We start from the raw sequence: 19,678 nt of genomic DNA, 5'->3' as shown, positions 1-19,678 counted from the left end.
TAACTCGCTATTGTTATTATCAGAAGCCGGTCCATTCGGATTAGTTCTCTGATTGACGCTTAACCTCATCCAGCGTTTGGCCAAACTTGTTTTTCCAAAGAACCCAGCCGTTGGAGTGGCGAGCGAGCGATATCGCAGCGGCTTGGCTCGGAGAGTTGCAGATGAAGTCCTCTTGTGCGATATAGGAGTTTCCATCGAGCTTGAGAATTGCTTCTTCTACGAGCTTGTGCCGTTTGCGTGCGAAGCCGGAATCCACCGCTCCGGGTGTGAATTCCGCTCGGAGCTTTGAGTTCTTTAAGAGAATGAAACCTTCCGTAGTGAATACACCGATTGCATCCACATCTTTGCTCTTTAGATACCATTTTTCGTTTTCTGATTCGGAAAGGTTGGTTTCGGGTTTTGAAACCAATGGCTTGAAAATAGGATAGCCCAAGCTTTCGAGAAGTAGCGAACCGGTTTCGAAGATTTCGTGTAGGTCGGCGAGAATGGGTTCGGTTACGAACGGCAGGCCACTCGAGTTTCCATTTTCGAGGTGATAGCGGTTTGCCTCTTTCGCCTTTAGGATAGAATGCCATTCCAGCCAGCGGATGTGTGCTTGCGTGAAGCTGTGTGTCCGAGAAATCAATACAACGGCAGTGGTCCAGAACTCCTTGTTCGCGTCGTGGTTCTTGAGTCGCGTTTTGAGGTCCTCGGTTTGGCCGATGTAGGAGATCGGCTTGGTGTCGTCGTCGCTGCCACCGAAGAGGAAGTAGGTGCCAATGTGCTGTGATTCTAGCCGGTGGAAGAATTGCTCGAGTTTTGTGCGCGGAACGGAAACGGCTAGGACGATTCGCGTGGTGAGTTCGGCGATACGGATGCCAGATGGGGTTCCTTCGGGGAGGTAGGTTTGGAGGGTTTTGCCGGTCATGATGGGATAAGGCTTTTTCGTTCGCAGGCTTCGAGGAATGGCTTCTTGAGAAAGTTAGTATCAGTGAAGGGTCTCTTTTCTGCGGCGGAAATGAACTCGTTGTATAGTTGCCGGGGTGTTAAGTTTTTTGAAGAAGCACCAGAGAGGATTGTGTCGATCCAGGCTTTTCCGTCGTCCTCTTCGCAAAATATGGCCTTGTATCGTTCTTTGATTCTGAAGATGTCGTCCCATGTTGAGACTTCTTCATCGCAGTCAGTGGAGGTTAAGCTCAATTCGATGTCACTGGGTGTCAGATTCTCAATATCGCCGGTTGCGAGTTCGAGAGTGATCTCGACCTTTGGTGAGGTTTCGGAATACGCATAGAACGCTTTTCTCGGGCGCGAGTCGGTTGAATGAATAGGATCGCGGTTCCTTGGGCTGATAAGTGGGTTTTTCGCGAGTTTGTAGGTCGAATTGCATTCGTGACACATGGGTGCCAGATTTTTGAAATTCACCGAATTGAATGGGTAGGTCGCTTTAGGGAGGAAGTGGTCGTATGCCTCTCTATTTTGATGGTACACACCTTTGAGTCGATACAAGCCGCAGAAAGGACAGTAGCTGTGTTTATTCACTTTCCGAAATTCGTTGAAATGCTCATCGAGACTCCCGAGGCGAGAGTAGACTGCCTTTCTATGTATGACTTCCGTGAAGAGTGACTTGTAGAACTTTCTAAGTTCTGCGGAGAGCCTTGAGGATATTGCGGTTATGGAACTGTATGTGGCGGGCTTGCATCCATTGCAGTCGGAGCAAAGGCTTTCGATGTCGTTGTTTGTTCGGTAAGCGGTTGCAATGGCGTTTCTTTGATCTGCGGATAAATCCTGAAAAAGGGCGTAGATCGTCTTTATTGGCCCATCGAGGTAGTCTTTCTCTATGGCGTCGTCGTAGTAAAAATCTAATACGATTTCCTTTAGCTTCGGGTGTAGCAAGTCGAGTGAGTACGCCTCATCTGCTTTGCACCAAACTTCCAAGACCAAATGGTCCAGATAGGTTTGAAGGGTTTCGAGCGAATGCGATATGTATTTGTAAGCGTATAGCATTCTGGAAATCGATATTAGCTCTTTATTGCTCTATTGGTTAAGAGTACCTTTTCGATAGAGTCACCCAACATTTCGTCTGCTTCATCCATGAGGTCTTCGCCATTCTCCCCCATCGCAAGTCTACGGTCGAATTCTTCGATTTTGCTGCGGGCATAGTTTCCAATGGTGTCCCCTTGATCGAAAATCTTAGCTGTAATCGTATTTGCTGAGGCACCGAAGGTGTTGAAGTCTGGGCGGGAGCAGATGACTTTGTTTGTGACCGACTTTTTGAATACGAGTACGTTTTCTTGCCTGCAGTCAGATACGATGAAGGGGGAGTGAGATGTTAGGAGGATCTCGCGGCTGGTTTTCTTGGCGTCGCTATCTTCTTCAAGGGCTCGTCTTAGGATGGAGATGTAGCTAGCGCGCCAGCCGGGGTTAAGGTGTGTCTCGGGTTCGTCTAGGAGGAAAAGGGCTGGTTCGTTGCGGTAGAGGAGGCAAACACCGATGGTGTGCATGAATTGGTGTTCGCCGTCTGAAAGGGCTTTGAGTAGTATGGGTTCGTCGACTGATCTTTTCTTGATGAAGAAGTTTTTGAAGCGCATCACCTGTGAATCGGAAGGATACGACGGAATCTTTTCAGATGCGTATAAACTTTCAGAAAGGTAGAGCTCCTTCTTAATCTCTTCTGTCACGGTATGAAGATTTAGCGTGAAGAGGATTTGGAATGCTTGGAATAGTTCCAGAGCTGAGCCGAAGTGAAGCTTGAAGGCTTCTCGGGTGGCATCGTTGTTCCAAAAGTCAAAGGATTGCTCGCTGGTGTGCTCGTCTTCAAATTGAGTGGTGGAGCACTTCCCGAAACGATCTATGACTTTGGTGAGTTTGGAGGTTAGAACGAGTTCTCTTCTGGGCTCCTCAAACGTCATAGGGAGTTGAGCTGGAAACTGATTTGATTGGGTGGTTGGCTCGGAAGGGTGTCGAATACCGATGCTGAAGCTCTTGATTGCCTCAACACCGATTTCATCTGCGAACGTTTTTAGGATATGTTCGTTTGGGAAAAGAAAATGGCAAAGTAGGATGGCTTGGCTATACTGCTCGTCGAGATAGATCAAACGTCCCTCTGGTACGCCAATATAGTCGAGTCCTTTCGATAAGCGTTCGTAGTATTCATCGAAATGGATGAAACGCATTTTTTGGAATGGTAGGCTCAGGATTTCGTTGTGACCCGAAGTGTAGCCAAGGATGTACTTTGGTAAGTGCCGCTTTACTCTCGCTCTGTTCAGCGTGCCGTCCTTTTCATTTAGTAGTGGAATGTTCGCACTTCGAATGACGGGGGGAGTTCCGGATTGTTTGGTGATAGATATATGAACGAAATTCGGTTCTGATAGATCGAGTGTCGGGAGGTAGTCTAGAACGATATCATTCCAGTCTTCGCTTGCTAAGCGAAAATGGTACTCGAGCTCAAATGCATCAGGGGTGCTTCTTGACGCGTCAAACCCCTCATTGTTTTCCTCATCTGAAAGGTTGTCTGGGCGATAGCTCAGGTAGATGCACTCGATGTGGTAGAAGATGGCGGCGAGGGCTTCTAGGACGTTGGATTTGCCGCTGCCGTTTTTGCCGACGAGGCAGTAGGGATTGAACTGGTAGGCCTCTTGCTCGTTCCACTCGTTTAGGAAGTTGATTTCGAAGCCGGGGGCTAGGCTGCGAAAGGGGGAGTTGAGCTTGAGGCGAATCAGCTTCATCAGGCGAGATCGAGAACGATGGCTCTACGGTTTGGTTGCTCGTCGAAGGTTTGCTTGAGTTGCTTGGCTTCGAGCATTTCGAAGACGATGGCTTTGGCTTCTTCGTAGGGTGGGGAATCGTAGAAGATGGTGTTGGATATGAGCATGAGCTCTTCGAAGGTGAAGGGGCGATTCATTTTGTCGCCAATGATTCGATACTTGAAGAACTCCGGAGACCAATTGATGAGTTCCCCTTTGGCCACTTCTTCATCAAGTGGCTCAAGGAAGGTTTTGATTTCGGTTGGAATATCGAGGGCAGCTTGGGTGCGAGAGAGCGATGTATCGGGGGGAGGGCTGTCCCCACTAACTGGTTCTTTTTCTGTTGGTTCTGGTGAGTCGCTTTGCTCTTCAAGTAGTGAAACGCGAGTTAGGTCGAGTTCGCCGAGAAATGCTCTTTGCTGGAGGGATGAGAAGAGATTCTCTAGTTCGAGGAGCGATTCTTTTTGATCGTTGAGGAAACCTCTATATAGGTTTGTAATCTTAACGAATTTTTCCTGTAGCCCTTTTGGGGGAAGGATTACTTGTAGTTCTGCTAGGCCATTTGAATCTAGCTTTTTTGTGCCATGGCCGGCTTCGGTCACCTTGCTAAGAGCGAAGGACTTTTGGGCGATTAAACAAGCAGCGAGGAATTGCGGTTCAAGGTCTATGATTGGAACTAATGCCTTGATGTCCTGATTCACAACGCCAGCTTTCATGATAAGGCTAACGGGGAAGGAATGGGCGAGTATCATTCCTCTCACTACAATCAATACTGTTTCTGCTGGAAGAACTTTTAGACGAGTCCTTTCAGGGACTGATTCGCTTACGTGGTCAATTGAATCGTAGAGTTCAGGAGCTTTTAGATCCTTGGGAGTGTACCAGGGCAGATTGCCTTCCCAGAAGCTTGCGTCTTTTTTCGAGGGAGTTCCACCGCTGGTTGGTTTGCATACTTTAGTAAGTGGTGCCTGATCCCAGTTTTTCGGATTGGAAACAGGATCGCCGAACATGTCTAGGAATACGGATTGGAGAAATTTTTCGGTGAGTTCGAGGGCTTCTTTTCGTTGGCGGCGTAGGGCGTCCGCCTTGTCCAATACCGCTGCGATTCGCTTTTGTTCGTCGAGGGGCGGGATTCTTATGGCGATGGGATGCAGAAGATTCCGATTTAATGTGGGTACGCCAGCTCCCTCAGAATATTTTCCGAGATTTAGTGAATGTAGAAGCCAATACACAAATTTCGGATCATTACCGTGGAAATCCTTTACCCAAAGTGATGTGTTTAGTGGCCAAAAATCAACATCGATCCAATGCACCTTCCCGACACTTCCGCTTCTGCCTACAGTGACTCCTGGACCTTTAGCAATTGCCGTATTGTGAAAGTCAAGTGGTCCGTTTGAACCAATTACAGGGTAGATCCCGTGTGCGCGTTGTCTCTTAGGAAGATCATTGCCACGTTGTAATGTAGCAATTTCTCCTAGTTTTTGAGTAGACCATGGGCTCATTGTAAAATCCCATCCAATTCTTCGATGCCCTGTTGGATTTTGTTCTCCAAGGTCTTCAGTTTATTGAGGAGAACTTTTGGTTTTTCGTGCGTGGTCTCTTCGTGTTCTACTTTGCTGTAGCGGTTGAATGAGAGATCGTAGGCTTTTTCTCGTAAATCATCTACCGATACGAAGAAGTGTTTGGCTTTGTAGTCCGAAGTAATCTGCGGATCGCGTGTATTCCATTTTTGGATAACATCTGGTAGGTCACTGCCCTCTTTTCTGTCACGTTTGTCGTCGAGGGTTTTGCCGTCGTTGTCGACGCGGTAGAACCAGGTGTTTTCGGTGGTGCCGCCACGGGTAAAAATGAGGATGGCGGTGGAGACTCCGGCGTAAGGTTTGAAAACGCCGCTGGGCAGGGAGATGACGGCTTTGAGCTCGGCTTCCTCGACAAGCTTTTTGCGGATTTCGACGAAGGCTTTGCCGGAGCCGAAGAGGACGCCTTGAGGGAGGATAACGCCGGCGGTGCCGCCGACGGTGAGCAGGGTGAAAATACGTTCGAGGAAGAGGAGCTCGGTTTTGGTGGTGTTGAGCTTGAGGCTTTCGTTGATGTCGCCTTTGTCGATGCTGCCGGTGAAGGGCGGGTTGGCCATGATGGCGTTGTACTGGCCTTCTTCTTCGAAGCGTTTGCTGAGGGTGTCCTGGTAGTCGATTTGTGGATTGTCGAGGCCGTGCATCATGAGGTTCATGAGGCCGAGGCGGACCATGGTACCGTCGAAGTCGTAGCCTTGCAGGGTTTGTTCGAGGATCTTTTTGTTTTTCTCGGTGAGGGCTCCGGAGATGCTGGTGCGGATGAAGCCGTCGTCATCGGGCTGGAAGGTTTGGCCTTTCTTGGCTTTTTTGCGGGCGAGCTGGGTGACGATGTATTGGTAAGCGTCGAGTAGGAAGCCTGCGGTGCCGCAAGCGGGGTCGCAGACTCGGTGGCCGAGCTGGGGGCCTACGAGCTCGGTAACGAGTTTGATGATATGGCGAGGGGTGCGGAACTGGCCGTTTTTTCCGGCGCTGCTGATTTCGTTGAGCAGCATTTCGTAGACGTCGCCTTGGATGTCTTGGAAGGTGTGGCCGCCTTCGGCTTGGTCGCGCTCGATCTCGGCGTAGATCTCATCGATGATATTGATGGCGGTAATGAGCAGGTCCGGCTTTTGGATAAGGAAGACCGCGTTGGCAATGTGGCGGGCGAAGGGGGTGTCTTCGTCGCTCAGTTGTTTGAGAAAGGGAAAGACGTTGGTTTGGACGTGGGCCAAGGCTTCGTCGGCTTTGGTCATCTGCTTGATGTGACTCCAGCGCAGGGTTTCCTTGGCGATGGGGTTCATCTTATTCGTGTCGTGTGGGAGGAAGAAGCTTCCCTCGAATCGGGATGTGTAGGGCTCGCCAGTGAAATCGGCATCTTGTTGGCGCTTGAGATCTAGCTCGTCTAGCCGCTTGATGAAGAGCAGGTAGGTGATCTGCTCGATCGCGGCGAGGGGATTGGAGATGCCGCCGGACCAGAAGCGGTCCCAGAGCTTTTGAATGAGGGCGAGGATGGTTTGGTTTAGGAGCATTTAGAAAGAGTGAAGGGTGTTGGAGCGTAGCGAAGATGGCGTAGCAAAATTGAAAAGTGAAATAGAGGGGCTTCGGAATTGGATTAGTCGAGCACTTCCCAGTGGCCGCCGTGGTCGCCGCCTACGCGTTTAATGCGTCCGACTGCCTGTAGCTTTTTGATGTTCCGCTCGATGCTGCGCGTTGTGACGCCGATTTTTTCCGACATCTCCGCGATGGTGATTTGTTGGTTCTGAGCCATTAAGTGGACTATTTTCTCCGACGTTTTCTCCGACGTTTTCTCCGACGCGTTTGGTGAACTTGTCGGAGAATTTTTCACCTCACTTTTCACCGCCTTTTTTCGGTCAGCGTCGGAGAGGACGCGGGTGAAAGTGAGGGTGAAAACGCTGGAGTAATCGAACTTGGCCTTTGGGAGTTTGGCGTCGCTCAGGCTTTTTTGGATACGGTGGATGCCGGTGCCCATCTTTTCGATGTAGCCGCAGCGTAGGAGGAGGGAGGCGATGGTGGGGTTGCGGGCGATGCTGAGCTTGCCGAACTTTTCGGGGAGAAGGCCTTTGGGGAGGCCGCCGGGGTTAGTGATATCGAGGCGGTCGTCGAAGAGCTCTATCATGACGTTGGCACCTTTCTCGTAGTAGTCGCGGTGGCAGACGGCGTTGACGACGGCTTCGCGCAGGGCGACTTCGGGGATTTCGAGGATGTTCTTACGGCGGAGGGTGGTGATCTCGTAGCGGGTTTTGAGGTGCTGCTTGAGGAAGAGGAGGGCGTCTTCGATGTTTTGCAGGAGGGGCGCTGAGAAGTCTTTGCGGTCTAGGATGTCGAGCTTTTCGGTGCCTTTGTAGAGGGCGCAGGTAATGGTGGCGTGGAAGAGGTCGGCGGGGCGTTTTTCGGCGAAGAAGAGAAGGCCGGCGTTGTTGAGCAGGCGGCGGTTTCCGCGCGTTTGGACGGCGCCGAGGTTTCCGAGGGTATCTAGGTTGGGCAGGGCGTTTTCGAGACCGGCGGTTTCTAGATAATTACCAATGAGTTGTGGGGAGGCGGTGGCGGCTGCGTCGATGTCGTCGCGGAGGATTTCGTCGAAGCGGGTTTTGCCTTCGGCTTGGACGAATTCGGTGATCTCGCGAGTTGTGAGCTTCTGGGCGTTGGCGCCGTTGCGGAGGTAGAAGCCTTTGGTGCAACGGTAGGGTTTGTTTTGCCCTGGTGGGACGTGAACGACGAGGAGGTTTTGGAAGGTTTCGATCTCGATGGTTATGGCGGGGTCGCACGCGGTGGCCATTTCCTGGATCTTGGACTTGAGGGGATTGGTGGATTTGACGCCGGTGATTTTGCCTTGGTCGTTGATTCCGATGAAGATGCGGCCTCCGGAGGCGTTGGCGAAGGCGACCATTTCGCGGGAGAGGTCGGTGTTGGCGTTTTCCTTGAACTCTATGGTGTAGCCTTCGCCTTCTTGAAGAATCAGCTGTAGTTCGGAGTCGGTCATCAAGCGACGAGGGTATTGGCGAGCTCTAGGATTTCGTCAATCTCCTGAGCGGAGAAGACGCCTCTGATACCGCTGGGGTGGATGGAGGTGAAAGGCGCTTGGATGAGGTCTCGCTTTTCGAGGGTGCCACGTTCGATGAGGTAGTCGCGGAGGATGTTGAGAAACTGGAGCTGACGGGTGGTGAGCGTGCTATGCTGGGAGATAAAGAGGTCGATGGATTTGGATACAGTGTCGGGGAAGCTCTCTAGTTTTTCGATGCCAAGGATGTGTTTGATGAAGCGAAGGAAGGGCGCTCGGTGGTGCTGGTAGGCGCGGCGGAGAAGATCGAGAGTGATGTGTGGTCGCTCGTGGTAGAGGGTATCGGCGAGCTGGTCTGCTTCTTGTTCGGAGATGTCCAGCCCGGAACGGAGCTTTTGGAGGACTGTGTTGGAGTCTAGGAGCGAACCGATTCGCTCCTCTACTAGAGCACGATAACGGGATATACTGAGGGCTTCGTGTTCGGGGCCAAACTCGACGGTTTCTTTTTCGTAGATAGAGTCCGAAAAGTCGAACTTAGCGATACCGGGTTTGAATGCGGAGGTGTCTCGGTAACGCATGAGCGGAGCGAGTCGCGTCGAGAGCGTGTCGAACGCATCCTCAGTAGCAGTGGACCAGTAGTGGTTGGTCTTGGCTGACTGAATGAGCGGTTCCTCTGCGGCTACGGTGTTGACTGAAAGCGGTAGCTCTTCGAGCTGCTCGACGATGTTGTCCTTGAGCGTTTCGTATTTGTCAGTCTCTCCTTTGAGGCGGGCGAGGGAGGTTTCGAGAATGTCTTTCTCGAATCGCATGGCCTTGAAGTCAACTTGGGAAAGGGTGCGGAAGAGAGGCTTAATGACGGAGCGAAGGTACTCGATCTTTTCAATCGTGAGCGATTTCCAAAATGCGTCGGTTTGTACTTGGTTGAGATCTCTGGAGGCGTCTCTTATGACCACGGAGGCGTTGGGGAGCTCGTTGATTTGGTCGCGGAGTTTTCCAATCTCTTTGGCGGCAATGGCGTTTTCGGTTCTTCCGACGGCGGCTTCAATCTTGTCGATGCGAATGCCGACGAAGCGTACGGGCAGAGGGAGTTGGGGCGGTTTCTCGCGACCTCTGGGGTTGACTCTGAAGTACTCGAAGTTGTCCCAACAATCGAGGATCTGGAAGACGTCCTTTTCCGGGCACCACGGTTTGAGCTTTTTTGACTCTAAGAGCCGGGTGCCTCGGCCGATCATTTGCCAGAACTTTGTATAGGAGAATACGGGCTTAGCGAAAACGAGGTTTACGATTTCGCGAACGTCGATTCCTGTATCCAACATATCGACACTGATCGCGATACGCGGCATATCTTGGTGGGTGAACTGATCGAGTAGGCCGCCTTTTCCGTGGACTCGCGAGTCTTCTGAAACGAGCACGCGGGCGAGGTCGCCGTTGTGCTCAGGGTAGAGTGTGTTGAAGATTTCTTCTAGTCGATAGGCGTGCTTCTTGGAGGTGGCGAAAAATATGGTTTTGCCTGGTAGAACGCCATTTGGATCCTTGATAGAGTCTTCCATGAACTCGCGAACGATCAGCGCGTTTGTGCCGCGATTGGTAATGGTCTTCTCAAGTTCGGTGCCTTCAAAATTGATTTCCTCTACCGCTTTGCCTTCGTGGATCAGGCGCATCTGGTCGTCGAGGGAGATGGTGCGTTGGCTAATGCCTTGTTTTTGGAATCGGGTGGTGAGTTTCGTGACGGTGAAGTCGCTGAGGTAAGGCGGGGTGTGTCCGATGGCCTCGTCGTAGGAGAAGGCGAAATGTGGGACGCCATCTTCGCAATCGAAGATTTCGAATGTGTTGTGATCGATAACGTCGGTGGGAGTCGCCGTAAGGCCTAGAATGATCGCGTTGAAATACTCTAGGATTTCTCGATAGGTGTTGTAGATCGAGCGGTGACTTTCGTCGGTGACTATGAGATCGAAAAAGTGCGGAGAGAGTCGGGACGCCTCATCTTGAACGATGTTGAGCATCGTGGGGTATGTCGCTACGTAGACGCGTCTATCGGTGGCAATGGACTTCTCGCCGAGGTGTGGCCAGCGGGGTTCGTCGGGTAGATGTTCTTTGAACGCATCCAATGCTTGGGTACGGAGCGCGACGCGATCGACTAGGAAGAGGACACGCTGTATCCAACCCGCACGCATTAGGGCGTCGACGAGGGCTATGCAGGTACGCGTCTTGCCTGTACCGGTCGCCATGACGAGGAGGAACCGGTTGCGTTTAGCTTCGATGCCTTCGGTTATGGAGCGGATGGCTTGAAGCTGGTAGTCGCGTCCGGCGATGTCGGTGTTGATGAGCTCGTCGGTGAGCGGCTTCTTGTATTTACGGAGGTGGAGGAGACGCTCGAAGTCGGCACGGGTGGGGAACCCGTGGACCTTTTGCGGGGGAGCGTTCTCGAGATTCCAAAAATAGATGTCATGCCCGTTTGTATAGAGGCAGAAAGGGAGCTCAGAGTTGGAGTTCTCATGGATGCCGTAGCAATATTGCTTGGCTTGTTCGCGGCCGGTCTTTGCGTCCTTGGAAGTTCGCTTCGCTTCTACCACTGCGAGAGGTTTCCCGTCACGTCCTAGCAGCAGGTAGTCTGAGAACGTATTGTTGTAACTGGCTTTTGATTCGGCCGCGAGGAGAGGTTCGGACTTTCGCACTGTGAACTCTTCGATGACTTGAGTGCGATCCGTGACATCCCAACCGGCGAGTGCGAGCCGTTTGTCTATGATTTGCTGGCGGGTGTCTTTTTCGGAGGCCAAGGGAGGGTTGGGAGAGACAGGTATCAGTTCGGTAGAGGGGATTCTGCCGGACGTTGGTAAATTTGGTGATTATTGGCGAGATAAAGGTTTTTACGTAGGAGTGATTTCTTTGGTAAGGGAAATTATAGTCGCTCAAAATTGTATAACACAGACGTTTTAGGCTAAACTGCTTGTTTCCAATATGCCGTTGGAATCGCGTGACGAGCACATTCCCACATTGGGGAGAGGGTTGGTTGTTGCCGTACCTGAAGAGCACTGTTCGTTTGTTTGGTCGCGAATAATCGCGGCACCCGTTCGGCAGGCTCAGGCTCTTCGACAAGGCTGCTTCCCACAATGATGATTGTAGAGGTCTAGGTAAGCGACGTTCTTGGCTCCCCCTGTTAGCTCCCTTTGACGCGTTTGCGGTAGTCGGAGGGGGATTCGCCCATGACTTGGGTGAAGGCTTTGGAGAAGTGGAAGACGTCGCAGAAGCCGTGCTCGTCGGCGAGCTCCTTGAAGGGGCGGGAGCCTTGGTAGATCATGGCGCAGGCGTGCTCGATGCGGCGGCGTTTGTGGAAGGAGCCGGGCGACTCGCCGGCGCGTTTGGCGAAGAGCTTGCGGAAGTTTTCGTAACTGAGGCCGACGCGTTGGGCGGTTTGCTGGGGCGTCAGCCAACCGTTGGGGCCGGGTTCCGAGAGGAGGCGCATGCTTTCGCTTAGCCAGGTGTCCTGGGGCGTTTGCTGGGCTTCCGCGTGGGTGGCGGCCATGTCGGTGAGCAGGTTGACGAAACGACCGATTGTTCGGGTGGCGTCGGAGCCGTGACGGAGGGGCGTTTCGCGGAAGAGCTCCTCGAGCCGGTGCTGCCAGTACTCGACGGAGCCGAGACGCCAGAGGGGGGGTGTGGCGGAGAGGATGCCTGCGTCGGCGAGTAGTTCGAATTGGGGGCCGTTGAAGACGATGTAGATTTGCTCCCAAATGTTTTCAGCTGCGGGACCGTAGGCGTGGGCGAGATCGGGGAATACGAGGATGGCGTCGCCGGGCGCGACGGATTGCCTGATGCCGTTGGCATCCGAGTAGGCGATCTGTCCAGAAAGTATAAAGATGAGGGCGAAATTCCCGAGCGTACGCATCGATTCGGGCTGGATGCAGCTTCCGTCCTTGAGCGCTCCCGCTAGCGAGATGGTGCCGATTTCGGTACGGATGGGGACCTTCAGCCAGGACCCAGGGGGTGGCGACGGGGAAGATGGCATATTTCCCAAAATCTACATGCGAATTCCCATTACAACCATTTTCTCAAAGGCATTTTTCAGCTATGCTGATGGTTCGTTATTAAACAACTTACTAGTGCCTATGAAAACGACTTACCCCATTCCGCAACTGACTTCCTATGGCCACGAACTCGAAATGGACGAGGACAAGGTCGGCCTTTTGAGAGATTCTTCCGACGCTGCCGAAGATTTTGTCGAGCTGCGTCGCCGTCACGAGGAAGACGGCTATCTTTACATGCGTGGCTACTTAGACCGAGATAAGGTTCTGGCAGCTCGCTCTTCTATTACGAGCCACTTGGCGGGGGACGGCATACTCGACCCTGCGTATCCGCAGGATGAGGCCCGGTGTAAGCAAGGCAATGGGCTCTGCTTCATGCCGGACGCGGCTCGTGACAGCGAGAGCGTGCAGGAACTGTTGTATTCAGGGAAGCTGACAAATTTCTATCGCCAGCTTTACGCCGAAGAGATTCGTCACTACGACTTTACCTGGTTGCGGGCGATGCGTCCGGGCAAGGGAACCAACCCGCACTGTGACTTGCCTTATATGGGACGGGGCACGCACCAGCACATGACTTGCTGGTTGCCGTATGGAGATATCTCATACGAGCTGGGTGGCTTGATGATCCTGGAAGGGTCGCACAAGCGTATGGATATGCTTGAACGGTACGTGTTTCGCGACGTCGACAGCTACTGCGAAAACAAGCCGGAGCAGAAGAAGCGGGCGGAAGACGGAGGATGGACCTTCACGGGAACGCTTTCCAAGAACCCTCCAGCGGTACGGAATTCCTTTGGCGGCCGCTGGTTGACAACTGAATTCAAGGCAGGCGACTTTTTGACCTTTGGCATGTTCCTCGTGCATGCATCAGTTGACAATAAAACGGAAAATACCCTGCGCATCTCTAGCGACAGCCGCTATCAACGAGCCAGTGAGCCGATTGATGAGCGTTGGGTAGGCGTTAATCCTCCTGGTCACACCAAGGCGGCTAAACTCGGTCGTATCTGTTAAGCGACTACAACGACATTTACATTTCGATATGGTTTCTTCAAACGCAAAGGTTTCGGGTGCGCGCCCGTTGGGCGGTCGTATGACCGCTGTTAAAGACATGGCAGGTTACCTGCGATCCATTTTCGAGGTTGAGCGGGAGTTTGTGCGAACCGCGACCGCTTTGATTTGCCGGGTAGGCGACATAGAGCTCAAGTATTTGCTTTGCCAACACGTTTGGGAAGCGGCGGGTCACGCACGATTTATCCGCGAACGTGGACGGGAACTGAGCGGCTTTGGTTCGAGTGAAACGGTGCGGCCGGAAATTCGGGAATTTTTCGAAGAGGCGGTTCGTTGCGAAGATTCCATGGTCGCCGTTGGCGCTTTCTACCGGGTGTTGAAGCAGGCTCTTCTTGCGGCCTACCAGGAGTATTTGGAGGTGACGGATCATTTAGCCGACTGGCCTTCCAGTAAGTTGGTCGAGGAGTTCGTAGCCGACGAGAAACGCCATGCTGCGGAAATCCAACCTTACTTAGAAGGAGTGGATTCTAGCGAGTGGGAGACCAGTCTCGAAAGTTGTTTGAAGGTCCGCGGAGGTTGGCTTGAAATTCAGGCAGGGGCCGCTTTTCCTGACGGATTCGAGTGGTCGTATGCGAAGGTAGTGTACAAGCATCCTGAGGTTTGCAGTCGTGGAAAGTACCCCATCTGCTCGAGCGTTTTTGGTTATGATCCGGAATCCGATCCGATTGTGCGCTCTTGGATAGAAGATCCGGCGACGGATGCTCGGCTTGTGCGACTGACAATTTATGTCTGGCTCATGATGGAGCTCGATGCGGTAGACTATCTCTCGACCATTTTCTACGACACCCCAGACGCGCCTTTCGATTTACACTACGATCTGGCTCGCCACCTTTGGGATGAGTCGCGTCACAGTCAATTTGGATACAGGCAGCTTCCCAAGCTCGGAGTCGATCTGTCGAAGCTGGAGCACTCTTTGGATTTGTACAACATTCTCGTGCAGATGAGCCCGCCAGAGCGCTATGCCATGATGACCATGGAATTCGAAGCGGGGAGTTTTCCCACCAAGGCGAAAGTCATGGATCGGGTGCGTGAGCTCAATGATTTCGAGGCGGATACGCTGCTAGCATTCGATCGAAACGACGAGCAAGGACACGTTCGTTATGGGCATCGTTGGTTGCCGGAGATCATGAAGTTGTTTGGGGAGACCCGACCGGTCGCTGAATTCGTTGAGGCAACGAAGAAGCGATTTGAGGAGATGACGAAGGAGTTCGGCGGTAGGATTCCGCATAGCTTGAGCGCGGAGGAGCGGATAACGGGCAGCGATTTGTTGGCGCTCGCGAAGGGGAACGATTAGTTTGGGCTTTTTTTTGGCATCACGCTATTTCGGGAAATCCGTCTTTTCGCGAACAACCTTTGGGGGAAGTGGCCTTGTGCCACGAATCTCCTGCATCAAATCGCGGCACAAGGCCGCTTCCCACAATTAGTCCAAATTCTGCGTCAGTTAGTTACTCTCCCTTGCACTGCGGCGTGGCGCAAGCGCCAGCCTTACAAACGCGAAGGCTACCCCTTTTCTTACCAACTTTAATATGTGTGACTCATTTACTGAAACCTCGTCCTCTGCAGTTGTCGCATGGGGACGCTACAGCGACTTGAAGCCGGCGGAGATTGATCGGATTCTCGCGCAGAGCCGGATAGCTTACGTGCCTTGGGGAGCCTTGGAGTGGCATAGTGCCCATGCTCCGATCGGACTCGACTCGGTCAAGGCGGAAGGGATTTGTTGCGCTCTTGCACAAGAGACGGGGGGTGTAGTGCTGCCAGCGATACCGCTGGCTACGAATACGATTAAACCGTTCAAGGGGTTTCCGCACTCGATCGAGATTTCAGCTGGGCTGATCACTAAGCTCGCGGAGGAAATTTGCCTCCAGCTGGCGGACGAAGGCTTTCGTATCATCATTTTGTTTACAGGGCATTATCCGCCGGAGCAGATCGATGCGTTGAAAGCGGGAGCCCGGAGCGCTCGAACGAAGATTGATACGGCTTCCTTTGAGGTTTGGGCAGACAACGATTTTCTGAAGGGTGGATCGTTTAAGGCGGATCACGCAGGGGCCTACGAGACTTCTTACCAGATGTATTTTAGGCCTGGCTCTGTGGAGACCGCGAACCTGCCGGACCGCAAGGTGACGCTCGATGACGACGGCATCACAGGCGAGGACCCGCGCGAGGCGAGCGAAGAGCGCGGCGCGAAGCAGTTGGCACTCCTTTTAGGAAATGCCGTGCCGCTGGTGAACAAATGGATTGAGGAGTTAGACGATAACAAATGAAGACGAGAAAGCTCGGAAGGACTGGCTTAGAAGTCAGTGAAATTGGTTTAGGCACTTGGGCTCTGGGAAGTTCGGTATATGGCGAGGTGGAACTCCCGGCATCCGAGCGACTTATTCAAGGATCGCTTGATCATGGTATAAACTTTTTCGATACGGCTCCACTCTATGGGTCGAAAACGGAAGATGGAATCGCCGAGACCGTTCTGGGAAAGTGTTTGGGAAGTCGCCATGAAGAGGCAATCATATCGACCAAATTTGGCCGGACGGCGACAGATGTGATCCCTGGCCGGTTCACGGCGAAGGAAGCGCGTCATTCCTGCGAGGCGAGCTTGCGACGTCTCGGGCGGGATTGGCTGGATTTGCTGTTTTTCCATTCGCCCTTTGGCCCTTCGGAGATCGACGATGACGTCTGGGCAGAGCTCGACCAACTGCGTGCGGAAGGAAAAGTGCGCTCGCTCGGACACTCCGTTTCCATGTACTCTGATACCTGCGACCTGTCGGCGGACTGGATGCGGGAACGCCGAATCGACGCGATCCAGGTGGTGCTCAGTCCTTTCAACCGAGAGACGCGTCCTTTGATCGACGTAGCGAAGAGACTCGATTGCGGAGTCGTAGCTCGCGAATGCATGGCCAACGGATTTCTCAGCGGCGGTATCACCCGCGAAACCGTTTTTCCGAAGGGCAGCCTGAACGCCCGCTACTCGCGCGATGAGATCGCGGAGCGGGTTGATTATGCGGACGCGTTGAAAGACGCATTGTTGGGGGACGGTGTAAGAACGTTGCCCGAGGCGACTTACCGGTGGGTTTTAGACCAGCCAGGAGTTTCGCTGGCCCTTTCCGGAGCTAAGTCGTTGGCGGAGCTGGAAGACTCCATTCGAGCGAGCCAACTGCCGTCGTTTTCCGAGTCTGTGCTGGAACGTTGCGAAGCGTTGCACCAGCGGGATTTCTGCCCCGCGTGAGGAAGGTTTGAGGTCATTGAAAGACATGCCCTAAGGGGAGAGCGGAGGAATCCGCTTTACTGGAAAAACAACTTTTCCATGACCGGCTGCATTTGATCGGCTAGTTTGTCATCCATTGGCCCGTTCCATGCAGATTTCAGGGCCAAACTTCTTCTATCGACGAGAGCCCTTGCGGCTCCTTTTACCGCGGATGATCAAAACTAAAACCTCCCTTTTTTCGCAAAGCCCGCCCAACCCTGTTCGAGTAGGGCTGGTAGGCGTCACTGGCTACGGCTCTGCCTACCTAGATGCCCTCAAACGATTGGTCGATATGGGCCGCGTGAAATGGGGGGCGGTCACCATTATTAACCCGGAAGAAACGGCCGAGGAGATCGCGTTTTTCAAGGAGCGTTCGGTTCCTGTCTACGCGAACTATCTGGAGATGCTAGAAAAGGCGAAGGACCGGATCGACTGGGTTTGTATCCCGACCGGCATCGGCTGGCACACGCAAATGGCGGTGGAAAGCCTGCGCCGTGGATTTCAAGTCACGGTAGAGAAGCCCTTGGCTCCAACCTTGCAGGATGTGGCTGAAATCCAGGCTGCGGAAAAGAAGGCCGGTATCGCAATAAGCGTCGGCTTCCAGTATGCCTACCAAGAGGAAACGTGGGATATCAAAGAACGCATCCTGAGCGGCGAGATCGGCAAGGTGAAACGTATCAATTGCCTAGCGCTTTGGCCGCGTACCCGCAACTACTACGAACGCAACAAATGGAGCGGTAGATTGCACGACGGGGACTCCTGGATATTGGATTCTCCTCTGCACAACGCGCTTTGCCACTTGATCAATTTGATCCTGTTCTGGTCTGGCGATGAGCTCGGCAAGGAAGCGGAGTTGATGAAAATGTTATCCGAAACCTACCGGTCGAAATCGATCGAAAGCTACGACACGGTTCGAAGTGTGGTAGAGATGGATTCGGGCATCGAAGCCGCGGTGGTCTTGAGCCACAGTACGTTCCAGCGCTTTGATCCGGAGATCCATATCGAAGGAGAAAAAGGGAAGATCATCTGGCGGTTTATTGGCGACTACGAAGTAGAAGCGGAGGGTGTCAGAATGTCATATCCGAAACTTGGTCAATTAGCGGTGCGCGATCACATGTTCGACTCAGTGATCGATGTAATTCAAGGCAAGCCCGCTCGAATCTGCACCAGTACGCTGGCGAGAGGAACGGTGAAATGGGTTAACGCAGTCCATGACACCGCGATCATCCAGGATATTCCAAAAGAGTATCGGAAGGCGGTTCGGGAAGAGAGTAATGAGGTCGTGGATACAGTGACTGATCTCGAGTATTTTGCGATTCGCTCCTTTCACGAAAGGAAGTCTTTCAAAGAGCTCGGGGCTCCTTGGGCAGTTGAGCCAAGCAAGGCGGATATTTCTGGATACACATCATTCTTGGGCAAGTGTTGCCCAGTCCCTGTGCCATTGGCTGGCGCTCGCAAGTTGGCGAAGTAGGGAAGCGGACTTGAGCCGCGATTGATCCTGCACGAATCGCGGCACAAGCACGCTTCCCATTTCAGAGCCGAGGGCACCTCTTGTGGATCAATTTTCTTCGAAAGGCCAAATTTTTGCGGTCTTCATTTTCTCGTCGAGCTTAGCCTTTTTCAGGAGTTCGATCGTTTGTTGCTCAGTGAGGCGAGGGCGGTCGAGGCTGGGGTCGTTGGCGAGCTGGTAAGCGAGAAGTGACAAGATACCGACGGATTTGGAGAGGACTTCCTTGTCCACCTTTTCGAAGGTATCGCCGAAGTCATGATAGTACGCTACGGATTCCGCTTTGATGGGAGCGTTCAGAGTGATCGAGGGAATGCCTTGATTGATGAATGGCATGTGGTCGCTGCCCAGCCAGGGCGCGTTGGCGACGTCTTTTGGCAGGGCGAATCCGTTGAGGTCCTTGGAGAAGGTTTCGAGTGCGGGTAGCAGCGAGTCGAATCCCATGGCGTTGGCCCCGATGGGATTGCCGACCATATCCAAGTTGATCATAGCCACGATCTCGTCGTCTTGATGCTGCTCCATGTAGGCGTAGGAGCCGAAGAGGCCAAATTCCTCTGCATTGAACCAGACGATTTCGATGGTGTAGTGGTTATCTGGATTTATCTCGTGGATGAGGCGAGCGATGTCGAAGGCTTGGGCGATGCCGAGACCGTTGTCGAGGGCTCCTTGACCCAAGTCCCAGGAGTCGAAGTGTGCGCCGATCACGATTTTCTTTGAGGTTTTTCCCGGTATAGTGGCGACAAGGTTCGCACACTCGATGTCCTTGACGATCGAGGAAGTGGAGAGCTGGATGCGCGGATTTTCGCCGCTTTCGACCAGTCGCTTGAGCCAATGGCCCTCTTCCTCGGTGACGGAGTAGATGGGGATGGGGGAGGCGTCGCCACTGTAGTTGGCAGTGCGGGCCAGCAGTTGACCGCCATTTTTTCGGTTGGTGAGCAGGAGGCCCTTGATGCCGTTGTCTGTAGCGAACGCTTGGATACTATCTTGCGATAGTTTTACATTGGCAGCCAGCAGGCCGATTTTACCTTGGGAATTCTGGGGAATCTCTTCGGGGGTTCCCTTGCCGAGGTATATGAGTTCGGCAGCGAAGGTGGGATGCTGGTCGACGTAGCCCATGGCGATGGAGCGCAGCTCTCGCTTGAGAGGATGCAGCAAGGTTGCGGAGTCTTCTCGGCGCTCCCAGCCGGGGAAGGTGAAGAGCTCTCGATGGTTAGCGATGCCGTTTTCGTCGAGGGCTCGTTCGAGAAGCTGCATAGACTTTTCGTTGGACTCGGATCCTGTGATGCGCCCGCCGTAGAGGTTGGTCATCTTTTCGAGCAAGTCGTAAGACTGGTTGTCGAGGAAAGCGGCCCCCAAGAGGCGTTCCCGCACGATGTCTTCGCTTGGTTTGGCAGCGGCTACGGCGCCGAGGAGCGACGCGGAGAGAGAGATGGCAAGTAGTTTCATAAAGTGTCTTTTTAGTTAGAAGTTGGTATGGGTGCGATTAAATGTGCGTGCTAAGTGAGTTGAGTTCGATTCGGATCGTAGGGCGCGGCGCTCGCGCCGTCCCGCGTCA

14 protein-coding genes are annotated in these 19,678 nt (G+C 53.1%); 5 read left to right on the top strand and 9 right to left on the bottom strand.

All coding sequences use genetic code 11. The features are described from left to right. Window positions 1-40 precede the first annotated feature (40 nt). The 8 genes from QEH53_RS19060 to QEH53_RS19025 all read right to left on the bottom strand — a co-directional run bounded on the left by QEH53_RS19060 (window position 41) and on the right by QEH53_RS19025 (window position 12,297). On the bottom strand, window positions 41-907 hold the full coding sequence (locus tag QEH53_RS19060; protein ID WP_309024812.1) for a GIY-YIG nuclease family protein: 867 nt from the start codon (window positions 905-907) through the stop codon (window positions 41-43). Continuing rightward, a complete protein-coding gene (locus QEH53_RS19055) occupies window positions 904-1,983 on the bottom strand; it encodes a hypothetical protein (protein ID WP_309024811.1) in 1,080 nt (359 codons plus the stop codon). The genes QEH53_RS19060 and QEH53_RS19055 overlap by 4 nt, the downstream gene beginning before the upstream one ends. Window positions 1,984-1,997: 14 nt before the next feature. Beyond that, window positions 1,998-3,704, bottom strand: coding sequence for a restriction system-associated AAA family ATPase (locus QEH53_RS19050; RefSeq protein WP_309024810.1), 1,707 nt, complete (start codon window positions 3,702-3,704; stop codon window positions 1,998-2,000). Beyond that, window positions 3,704-5,221 (bottom strand): restriction endonuclease subunit S, encoded by a 1,518-nt coding sequence (locus QEH53_RS19045; protein ID WP_309024809.1) that lies wholly within the window; start codon window positions 5,219-5,221, stop codon window positions 3,704-3,706. Before QEH53_RS19045 ends, QEH53_RS19050 begins: the two co-directional genes overlap by 1 nt. Then, window positions 5,218-6,801 carry an N-6 DNA methylase gene (locus tag QEH53_RS19040; RefSeq protein WP_309024808.1) on the bottom strand — a complete coding sequence of 528 codons (1,584 nt, stop codon included), beginning with the start codon at window positions 6,799-6,801 and terminating at the stop codon, window positions 5,218-5,220. The genes QEH53_RS19045 and QEH53_RS19040 overlap by 4 nt, the downstream gene beginning before the upstream one ends. An 83-nt stretch (window positions 6,802-6,884) precedes the next feature. Continuing rightward, a complete protein-coding gene (locus tag QEH53_RS19035) occupies window positions 6,885-8,273 on the bottom strand; it encodes a helix-turn-helix domain-containing protein (RefSeq protein ID WP_309024807.1) in 1,389 nt (462 codons plus the stop codon). Beyond that, entirely contained in the window at window positions 8,273-11,068 is a 2,796-nt protein-coding gene (locus QEH53_RS19030) for a DEAD/DEAH box helicase family protein (protein ID WP_309024806.1), read from the bottom strand. The genes QEH53_RS19035 and QEH53_RS19030 overlap by 1 nt, the downstream gene beginning before the upstream one ends. Before the next feature lie 380 nt (window positions 11,069-11,448). After that, the gene (locus QEH53_RS19025) at window positions 11,449-12,297 is read right to left on the bottom strand and encodes an AraC family transcriptional regulator (protein ID WP_309024805.1); all 849 of its coding nucleotides are present in this window, start codon (window positions 12,295-12,297) and stop codon (window positions 11,449-11,451) included. 100 nt (window positions 12,298-12,397) lie between these two features. Between QEH53_RS19025 and QEH53_RS19020 the strand changes: the two genes are divergently transcribed. The 5 genes from QEH53_RS19020 (at window position 12,398) to QEH53_RS19000 (ending at window position 18,087) form a co-directional block, all read left to right on the top strand. Next, entirely contained in the window at window positions 12,398-13,321 is a 924-nt protein-coding gene (locus QEH53_RS19020) for a phytanoyl-CoA dioxygenase family protein (RefSeq protein WP_309024804.1), read from the top strand. A gap of 28 nt (window positions 13,322-13,349) precedes the next feature. Then, complete coding sequence (locus tag QEH53_RS19015; protein ID WP_309024803.1) at window positions 13,350-14,672, top strand: DUF455 family protein; 1,323 nt, start codon at window positions 13,350-13,352, stop codon at window positions 14,670-14,672. Between the two features lie 232 nt (window positions 14,673-14,904). After that, window positions 14,905-15,639 carry a creatininase family protein gene (locus tag QEH53_RS19010; RefSeq protein ID WP_309024802.1) on the top strand — a complete coding sequence of 245 codons (735 nt, stop codon included), beginning with the start codon at window positions 14,905-14,907 and terminating at the stop codon, window positions 15,637-15,639. Further along, entirely contained in the window at window positions 15,636-16,598 is a 963-nt protein-coding gene (locus tag QEH53_RS19005; RefSeq protein ID WP_309024801.1) for an aldo/keto reductase, read from the top strand. Before QEH53_RS19010 ends, QEH53_RS19005 begins: the two co-directional genes overlap by 4 nt. 190 nt (window positions 16,599-16,788) lie before the next feature. Further along, the gene (locus QEH53_RS19000; RefSeq protein ID WP_309024800.1) at window positions 16,789-18,087 is read left to right on the top strand and encodes a Gfo/Idh/MocA family oxidoreductase; all 1,299 of its coding nucleotides are present in this window, start codon (window positions 16,789-16,791) and stop codon (window positions 18,085-18,087) included. An 87-nt stretch (window positions 18,088-18,174) separates the two neighbouring features. Here the strand turns inward: QEH53_RS19000 and QEH53_RS18995 are convergent, their stop codons facing one another. Next, window positions 18,175-19,569: a M28 family peptidase gene (locus tag QEH53_RS18995; protein WP_309024799.1), complete on the bottom strand. Its 1,395-nt coding sequence runs from the start codon at window positions 19,567-19,569 to the stop codon at window positions 18,175-18,177. Window positions 19,570-19,678: the final 109 nt, after the last annotated feature.

Origin of the sequence: Pelagicoccus sp. SDUM812002 (assembly GCF_031127835.1) — a bacterium.
Taxonomy (GTDB): domain Bacteria; phylum Verrucomicrobiota; class Verrucomicrobiia; order Opitutales; family Opitutaceae; genus Pelagicoccus.
Note: the sequence above shows the minus strand (reverse complement) of the source record. Positions and strands in the feature narration are given on the sequence as shown.

What these genes read in the sequence shown, in the direction of transcription:
- QEH53_RS19045 (WP_309024809.1), bottom strand. Translation starts at nt 5,221, where the DNA reads ATGAGCCCATGGTCTACTCAAAAACTAGGAGAAATTGCTACATTACAA.
- QEH53_RS19010 (WP_309024802.1), top strand. Translation starts at nt 14,905, where the DNA reads ATGTGTGACTCATTTACTGAAACCTCGTCCTCTGCAGTTGTCGCATGG.
- QEH53_RS19055 (WP_309024811.1), bottom strand. Translation starts at nt 1,983, where the DNA reads ATGCTATACGCTTACAAATACATATCGCATTCGCTCGAAACCCTTCAA.
- QEH53_RS19050 (WP_309024810.1), bottom strand. Translation starts at nt 3,704, where the DNA reads ATGAAGCTGATTCGCCTCAAGCTCAACTCCCCCTTTCGCAGCCTAGCC.
- QEH53_RS19005 (WP_309024801.1), top strand. Translation starts at nt 15,636, where the DNA reads ATGAAGACGAGAAAGCTCGGAAGGACTGGCTTAGAAGTCAGTGAAATT.
- QEH53_RS18995 (WP_309024799.1), bottom strand. Translation starts at nt 19,569, where the DNA reads ATGAAACTACTTGCCATCTCTCTCTCCGCGTCGCTCCTCGGCGCCGTA.
- QEH53_RS19015 (WP_309024803.1), top strand. Translation starts at nt 13,350, where the DNA reads ATGGTTTCTTCAAACGCAAAGGTTTCGGGTGCGCGCCCGTTGGGCGGT.
- QEH53_RS19025 (WP_309024805.1), bottom strand. Translation starts at nt 12,297, where the DNA reads ATGCCATCTTCCCCGTCGCCACCCCCTGGGTCCTGGCTGAAGGTCCCC.
- QEH53_RS19035 (WP_309024807.1), bottom strand. Translation starts at nt 8,273, where the DNA reads ATGACCGACTCCGAACTACAGCTGATTCTTCAAGAAGGCGAAGGCTAC.
- QEH53_RS19060 (WP_309024812.1), bottom strand. Translation starts at nt 907, where the DNA reads ATGACCGGCAAAACCCTCCAAACCTACCTCCCCGAAGGAACCCCATCT.
- QEH53_RS19020 (WP_309024804.1), top strand. Translation starts at nt 12,398, where the DNA reads ATGAAAACGACTTACCCCATTCCGCAACTGACTTCCTATGGCCACGAA.
- QEH53_RS19040 (WP_309024808.1), bottom strand. Translation starts at nt 6,801, where the DNA reads ATGCTCCTAAACCAAACCATCCTCGCCCTCATTCAAAAGCTCTGGGAC.
- QEH53_RS19000 (WP_309024800.1), top strand. Translation starts at nt 16,789, where the DNA reads ATGATCAAAACTAAAACCTCCCTTTTTTCGCAAAGCCCGCCCAACCCT.